Below are 6,452 nucleotides of genomic sequence, written 5' to 3' on the forward strand. Positions count from 1 at the left end.
CTTCGGCCTTATGCCACCCTACGATTCGTGCCGCGTCGGCGACTACCGCAAATGAATCGGCTCCAGCGCATCGCCTTCGGGCAGAATCCGGCCGATGATCCGGGTGTGAGGGTAGCCCAGAGAATGTAGCGCCGCCACACAGGCGTCGGCCTGGTCGGCAGGCACAGAGGCGAGCAGGCCGCCGGCGGTCTGGGGATCAAAGAGCAGTGGGTAACGGGGGTGGTCGACCCACTGGTCCTGATCCTTGATGGCGCGGCGCAGGCGGACGTTGGCCGGTTGCAGGGAGCTGAGTACGCCAGCGGCGATGGTCTCTTCGGCGCCTTCCAGCAGCGGCAGTACCTCCAACTTCAGTTCGGCATCCACGCCTGAGGCGCGGGTCATTTCCACCAGGTGGCCGAGCAGGCCGAAACCGGTCAGATCGGTGCAGGCCGTTGAGCCATACTCGCGCAGGCATTGCGCCGCCAGTCGGTTGGAAACGCACATGCTGGCGAGCGCCGCGTCGATCCAGCGGCCTTTGATTTTCAGTTGCGGCAGGGCGGCGAACAGGGTGCCGGTACCGATGGGTTTGGTGAGCAACAGCACCTGGCCGGGCTGAAGGCCGCCCTTGGTCAGCGCCGTGTCGTTTTCATCAATCAGTCCGTTGACCGCAAAACCCAGCGCCAGCTCTTTGCCCTCGCCGGTGTGACCGCCCACCAAGGTACAGTTGGCATCGTTCAACACCTCCAGCGCGCCAGTCATCATCTGGTACACCGTGTCTTCCACTTTCGATTCCAGCCCTTGAGGCACCGTGGCCACGGCGGTGGCGGTCTGGGCTTCGGCGCCCATGGCGAACACATCCCCCAGGGCGTGATTGGCGGCAATTTTGCCGAACACATAGGGGTCGTCAATAAAGGCGCGGAAAAAATCGATGGTGTGGACCGCCGCTTTGCCGGCGGGAATTTTCACCACGGCGGCATCGTCGGGCGCGTGCAGGCCCACCAGCACTTCGTCCCGCTCCACGGGCTTGAGGGTGGAGAGGGCGCGGGACAGGACCGTCGCCCCCACCTTGGCTCCGCAGCCGCCGCAGCGCATGGCGATGGCGGAGATGGCCTGGTCCTGTTCGTCTTTTTCCAGTGGTACGCGGCTCGGCTTGGTCGGTGCCATGGCCTGTTCGTCCATCGGCGGCAGTTCGTTAAATTTGGCCATGAAGCGCCGGTCAATCGAATCCTTCCAGCGCCATACCCAATCGCCCGCCGCGTAAAAACCGCCGCGGGACGCGACTGCGTGCTGGTTGCCGGTGCTGATCAGAGCCAGCCATTTTTTCTGGGGACGATAGGGTTTGAGTGGTTGACCCAGCACGGCCTGGCGCAGGTTATCCGCCAGTGGGCGCCCCTGACGCACGGCAAATACGCCGGCTTTCTCGCGGGGATGATTTACCTGAGTGGCGATATCCCCGGCGGCAAAAATGGCCGGGTCGTTCATGGTCTGCAGCGTATCGCGCACCTGAATAAAGCCGTTGTCATCCAGCTCCAGGCCGGTCTCCTTCAGCCAGGCGGCTCCGCCGGCACTGGTTACCCAGACCACCTCGTCCGCTTCGTGCCAGTATCCGTCTTCGGTGTGCAGTCGCCCGGCGTCCACGGCGGTCACTTCGGCGTTGGTGTAGAGGTTGATCTCGCCCATTGCCAGGGCCTGATGAAAGTGATTGCGCACCTTCTGGTTGTGAGTGGGCAGAATTTTTTCATCGCGGGTGTAAAGGTCGAATACCAGTTCTTCAGGGTTGCGCCCCATGGCCTGAAGCTCCCGGGTCAGGCGATATTGCATGGCAAGCACCAGCTCCACGCCGCCCGCGCCACCGCCCACCACAGCCACCCGGGTGGTGCCGGAATGATGGATCACCCGGTCGAGCAATTGCTGCCAGCGGTCATTGAACTGATAGATGGGTTTGACCGGTACCGCGTGCTGCTCCGCGCCGGGCACCCGGCTGACCTGAGGGGTGGAGCCGATATTGATGGAGAGCAGATCGTAGGGCACCGGCGGCCGACCGCGGCAGATGACTTTCTGATTGGCCCGATCAATATTGACCGCTTCATCACTGAAAAACCGCGCGCCGGCAAACTCCGCCAGTCGGCGCAGATCAATGTGCACTTCATCGTAGCTGTAGTGTCCGGCAATATAGCCGGGCAGCATGCCGGAGTAGGGCGTGTGCGTATCCCGGCAGATCACCGTCAGCCGCACCCCGGGCTCGGGTTTCATGGCGAAGCGTTTGAGTACCCCCACATGACTGTGGCCACCGCCAATTAACACGATATCGCGCAGGATGGGCTGTTCGGGTTGATGCATGAGCGGGCCTCGGTTCGCTGCAACGGGGTCAAAGACTTCCAGCATACACTATGCTGAGTGTTCGCTCATCTACGGTGCGGGTGTCGGATTACGCTTCGCTAATCCGACCTACTTGGCGCTCGCTGCGAGACTTCCCGTAGGTCGGATCAGCCGCAGGCGTAATCCGACAGCAAGCGCGGTAGTCAGGGTCACCGCCTGGAACGGTGGCTCTTTTTGATCCGGTACCAGACCTGACTCGCCCCTGTTGGCGAACGACTGAGAAATCCTTAGTAGTTGCCTCTCAAACGTGAATTTAGGGGCAGGTGTATCGGTCGACTGAGAGCACTCAAGCTCTTCTCCACAGGCTCACTTCGGCCACCGTGTGTTGGTACTTGCGGGCAGTTTCCCGGATCACAAAGGGGATATCCCGGGTGGGTTCCTGCAGCACAAAGTCCGGTTCCAGGTGGTGGCGCAGGCCGTCGAGCATGGGCACCGGTTGCCCGTTACTCTCGAACCCGCCGATCCAGCGTTCCCGGGGGGTGAACTCCGGGAGCAGGGTGTAGGGGGAGGTGATCATCAGCAGGCCGCCGGGGCGGACCAGTGCAGGCAACTGGGCGAGAAACGCAGCGGGATCGGGCAGCCGGTCGATCAGGTTGCCGGCGAAGATCAGATCGAAGCGGCCCAGAGTGTCATCCAGTGCACAGGCATCGCCGACCTGAAAGCGGGTGCGCCCGGCGGTGTTGCTCAGTTCCAGCGCCGCGAGATCCGCCGTTCGGCGTTCGATAAGCTCGCCCTCGAGGGTGACCTGATATTGAATCTGGCCCTGCTCGGCCAATCGGGTGGCGCTGTCGATAAAGCGTCGTGACAGGTCGATGCCGATGACTTCGTCGAACCGACGGGCCAGTTCAAAGCTGCTGCGGCCCACGGCGCAACCCAGGTCAAGGGCCCGCCCGGTTGTGCCGGTGTGGTGGGCCAGGGCCTGCTCGATACAGGCCTTCGGGTAGTTGGGCACGTCAAAGTGACTGGGGCCGTAGTGGAAATCCAGGTATTGGCCGAGCAGTTCGTCGGTTTCGTAGGGGTTCTTGTCGGTCATGGGCTCTGGTCGGTTATGGATTAGTTGTCGAGGGCGCAGGTGCGAAAGCCCACAAACACATCGTGTCGATTGGGCAGGTAGGCCTGGCGGTAGCTGCCTCGGATCAACCGCGATGAGGTGCCGCAGGAGCCGCCTTTGGTGACCTTGTGGTCGCCAAACTGCAGAGTGGACATGAAAGGGTACATATCGATGGCAAAGCCGTCATAGGGGAAAAACTGGTCGCTGGTCCACTCCCAGAGGGTGCCCAGCATCTGCCGGCAGCCGAAGGGGCTGTCGCCTTCGGGCAAGGCGGTGACTGGCTGGCTGGCCAGACCGGTACCGTCCATATCCACCCGGCTTGAATCCAGCGTATCCCCCCAGGGGTAGCGCCGATGCGGCTCGCCGGGACGGTTGCCCAGGGCGGCCACTTCCCATTCGACTTCGCTGGGCAGACGGCGGCCCGCCCAGCGGCAGTAGGCTTCGGCCTCCCAGTAGGTCACATGTTTGACCGGGTAGTCGTCATGGAGGGGGCGCCACTGGTCGAAATGCCGCTCTTCCCAGCCGTTTTCAGTCTTGCGCCAATAATAGGGGTGGGCTGGGGTGCCACGCTGGGGCTCGCCGCTGCCGAAATTCAGGTCCTGTTCGGTAGTCAGCCATTTGCGCCCGCCCTGGGTCCAGAGCTCGGGCCGCTGGTAGCCTCCGTCCTCGACAAAACGTCGGAAGTCGCCGTTGCTGACCAGGGTTCGGGCAATACGAAAGGCCGGGACGTGCACTTCAAAGCCGGGCTTTTCATTATCGAAGGCAAAGTCGCGCCGGGCGTACTCCGGGGAATGGGCCGGCATACCGATGGTGTAGCGCCCGGCAGGGATGTCCGCATCGCCCAGAGCGGCGGGATCAGCGCTCGCGGTCGGTTCGGGGCGGCTGCCCGGTGGCACCGGGTAACCCTCGGTCTGACGGCACCAGATCATCGACTCCAGATGCATATTCTGGTGGAAGATGGCGTATTTGGTCAGGTAGTGGGCCTGATCCGTGAGGGGCTGCTCCAGGATACGTTGACGTATGGCCTGGTGAATGGCGTCCACGTAGCGCAGGGTGTCCGCCTTGCCGGGAAACAGGTCGGCCCGCCAGCGGTCTTCGTGGTCCAGGTGGAAGGAGTCCCAGATTTCGTCCATTGAGGGGTCGTAAGAGGCCACTCCGTCCAGCGCCTTGCGCACAAAGACTTCGTAAAAGAAGGCGCAGTGACCGAACTCCCACAGCGGCGGATTGACGCCGGGGTGGTAGGGCACCTGAAGGCGGTCATTGCCCAGGGCCTCCACCAATTCGTGCATCCGATGGTGGGTGTCGTCCAGCGCCTGCAGCAGGCTGTCTCTGTCGTCCATCGCGAACTCCTCAAAATGGCATGACACGAGGACGATAACACATTGCCTAAATAGGCGCCCCGTTGGGCGGAAAAACAGGCAATTTCGGGGATCCCTTGCTATAATCCCGCCCTTTTTCCATTTCCCGGTCTGTGCCGGGACCCCTCGCCGGGGGTGGCTTGACCACCGTCCGGCGGCGTTTATTGGAGAGCGCTATGGCAGACAAAGCGGTAACGGCAACGAAAGTGGCCATTGTGATGGGCTCAAAGTCCGACTGGCCCACCATGGCCGAAGCGGCCCAGATTCTGGATACTCTGGGGGTGGCATACCACGCCGAAGTGGTGTCGGCCCACCGCACGCCGGACAAAATGTTCCAGTTTGCCGAAACCGCGGCGGACCAGGGCTACAAGGTGATTGTGGCCGGTGCCGGCGGCGCCGCCCATCTGCCGGGCATGATCGCCGCCAAGACCATTCTGCCGGTGCTGGGTGTGCCGGTGCAGAGTAAGGCGCTCAATGGTCAGGACAGCCTGCTGTCCATTGTGCAGATGCCCCGAGGCGTTGCGGTGGGTACCCTGGCCATCGGCGGTGCCGGTGCCTTCAATGCCGGCCTGATGGCGGCCCAGATTCTGGCGACCGACGATGCCGAGCTGGCCGGACGCATCGCCGCCTGGCGCCAGCAGCAGTCGCAGACCGTACTGGACAATCCCGATCCGAGGAGCGAATAAGCCTCATGAGTGTTCCGCGTATTATCGTGGCCGGTAACGGCCAGTTGGGCCAGATGCTGCAGCAGGCCGCCGCGCCCATGCAGATCGAGGTGATGCCGGTCAATCCCACCAGTGATGACCGGCTGGAGCTGCGCGACAGCGATGTGATTACTGTCGAGCTGGAGCATTGGCCGGACTCTCCGCGCGGTGTGCAACTGAAAGACCACCCGAATTTTCTCAACGCCACGGCACTGCACTCGGTGATCGACCGGGAGCGGCAGAAAAGCCTGCTGGATCGACTCAATGTGCCCACCGCCCCCTGGGTGTCCCTGGGGGACGAGGCGGGCATGGTCGCACAGCTCGATGAACTGGGCCGCCCGGCGGTGATCAAGCGTCGCCGCGGAGGCTACGACGGTCGTGGCCAATGGCGCTGGCAGCCGGGCGAGCCGGTGCTGGCCGAGTGGGCCAATGAGTGTATCGCCGAGGCGATGATTCCCTTCAGCCACGAGGTTTCTCTGGTGGGCGCGCGCAATCGTGCCGGCGAGAAGGTTTTCTATCCGCTCACCCGTAATTGGCACGAGAGCGGCATATTGCGGGCGAGCGTGGGCAATCTGGATGTACCCGCCGAGCAGCAGCAACTGGCCGAGGAATGGCTCGGTCGTATTATGGATGATCAGGGCTATGTCGGTGTGATGGCCATGGAGTGCTTTGTGGAAGAGGGGCATCTGCTGGTCAACGAACTGGCGCCCCGGGTACACAACTCCGGCCACTGGACCCAGGCCGGGGCGGATATCAGCCAGTTTGAGCTGCATCTGCGGGCCGTGGCGGGTTTGCCGCTGATCACTCCGGAAGTTTACGGTGTGACCATGATGTACAACCTGCTCGGGCGGGATTGGCGCACCGAGTGGCTCGGGGTGACCGGCGCCCATGTGCATTGGTACGCGAAGGAAATTCGCCCCGGGCGCAAGGTGGGGCATGTGAATCTGCACCGGCCCAATGTGGAGGCCTTGATGGACAGCG

Annotated in this window: 5 protein-coding genes; 2 read left to right on the plus strand and 3 right to left on the minus strand. The window is 62.9% G+C overall.

Features of this window, described 5'->3' with window-relative positions; translation table 11 throughout:
• Positions 1 to 42 precede the first annotated feature (42 nt).
• The 3 genes from selD to senA form a co-directional block, all read right to left on the minus strand.
• A complete protein-coding gene (gene selD / locus B3187_RS15175) occupies positions 43 to 2,319 on the minus strand; it encodes a selenide, water dikinase SelD (protein WP_286807311.1) in 2,277 nt (758 codons plus the stop codon).
• A 325-nt stretch (positions 2,320 to 2,644) separates the two neighbouring features.
• Positions 2,645 to 3,391: a putative 4-mercaptohistidine N1-methyltransferase gene (locus B3187_RS15180; RefSeq protein WP_286807312.1), complete on the minus strand. Its 747-nt coding sequence runs from the start codon at positions 3,389 to 3,391 to the stop codon at positions 2,645 to 2,647.
• Between the two features lie 20 nt (positions 3,392 to 3,411).
• A complete protein-coding gene (gene senA / locus B3187_RS15185) occupies positions 3,412 to 4,749 on the minus strand; it encodes a selenoneine synthase SenA (protein WP_286807313.1) in 1,338 nt (445 codons plus the stop codon).
• A gap of 194 nt (positions 4,750 to 4,943) precedes the next feature.
• On the opposite strand from senA, the gene purE reads away from it, so the two are divergent.
• Entirely contained in the window at positions 4,944 to 5,453 is a 510-nt protein-coding gene (purE, locus tag B3187_RS15190) for a 5-(carboxyamino)imidazole ribonucleotide mutase (RefSeq protein WP_123638210.1), read from the plus strand.
• 5 nt (positions 5,454 to 5,458) lie between these two features.
• The coding region (locus B3187_RS15195; RefSeq protein ID WP_286807314.1) for an ATP-grasp domain-containing protein at positions 5,459 to 6,452 on the plus strand (994 nt) is incomplete at its 3' end.

Origin of the sequence: Marinimicrobium sp. UBA4209, assembly GCF_002381585.1 — a bacterium.
Classification (GTDB): Bacteria; Pseudomonadota; Gammaproteobacteria; order Pseudomonadales; family Cellvibrionaceae; genus Marinimicrobium; species Marinimicrobium koreense.

Bases quoted from the DNA above. Each gene is read 5' to 3' on its own strand.
- B3187_RS15180 (WP_286807312.1), bottom strand. From the start codon at position 3,391: ATGACCGACAAGAACCCCTACGAAACCGACGAACTGCTCGGCCAATAC.
- purE (WP_123638210.1), top strand. From the start codon at position 4,944: ATGGCAGACAAAGCGGTAACGGCAACGAAAGTGGCCATTGTGATGGGC.
- senA (WP_286807313.1), bottom strand. From the start codon at position 4,749: ATGGACGACAGAGACAGCCTGCTGCAGGCGCTGGACGACACCCACCAT.
- selD (WP_286807311.1), bottom strand. From the start codon at position 2,319: ATGCATCAACCCGAACAGCCCATCCTGCGCGATATCGTGTTAATTGGC.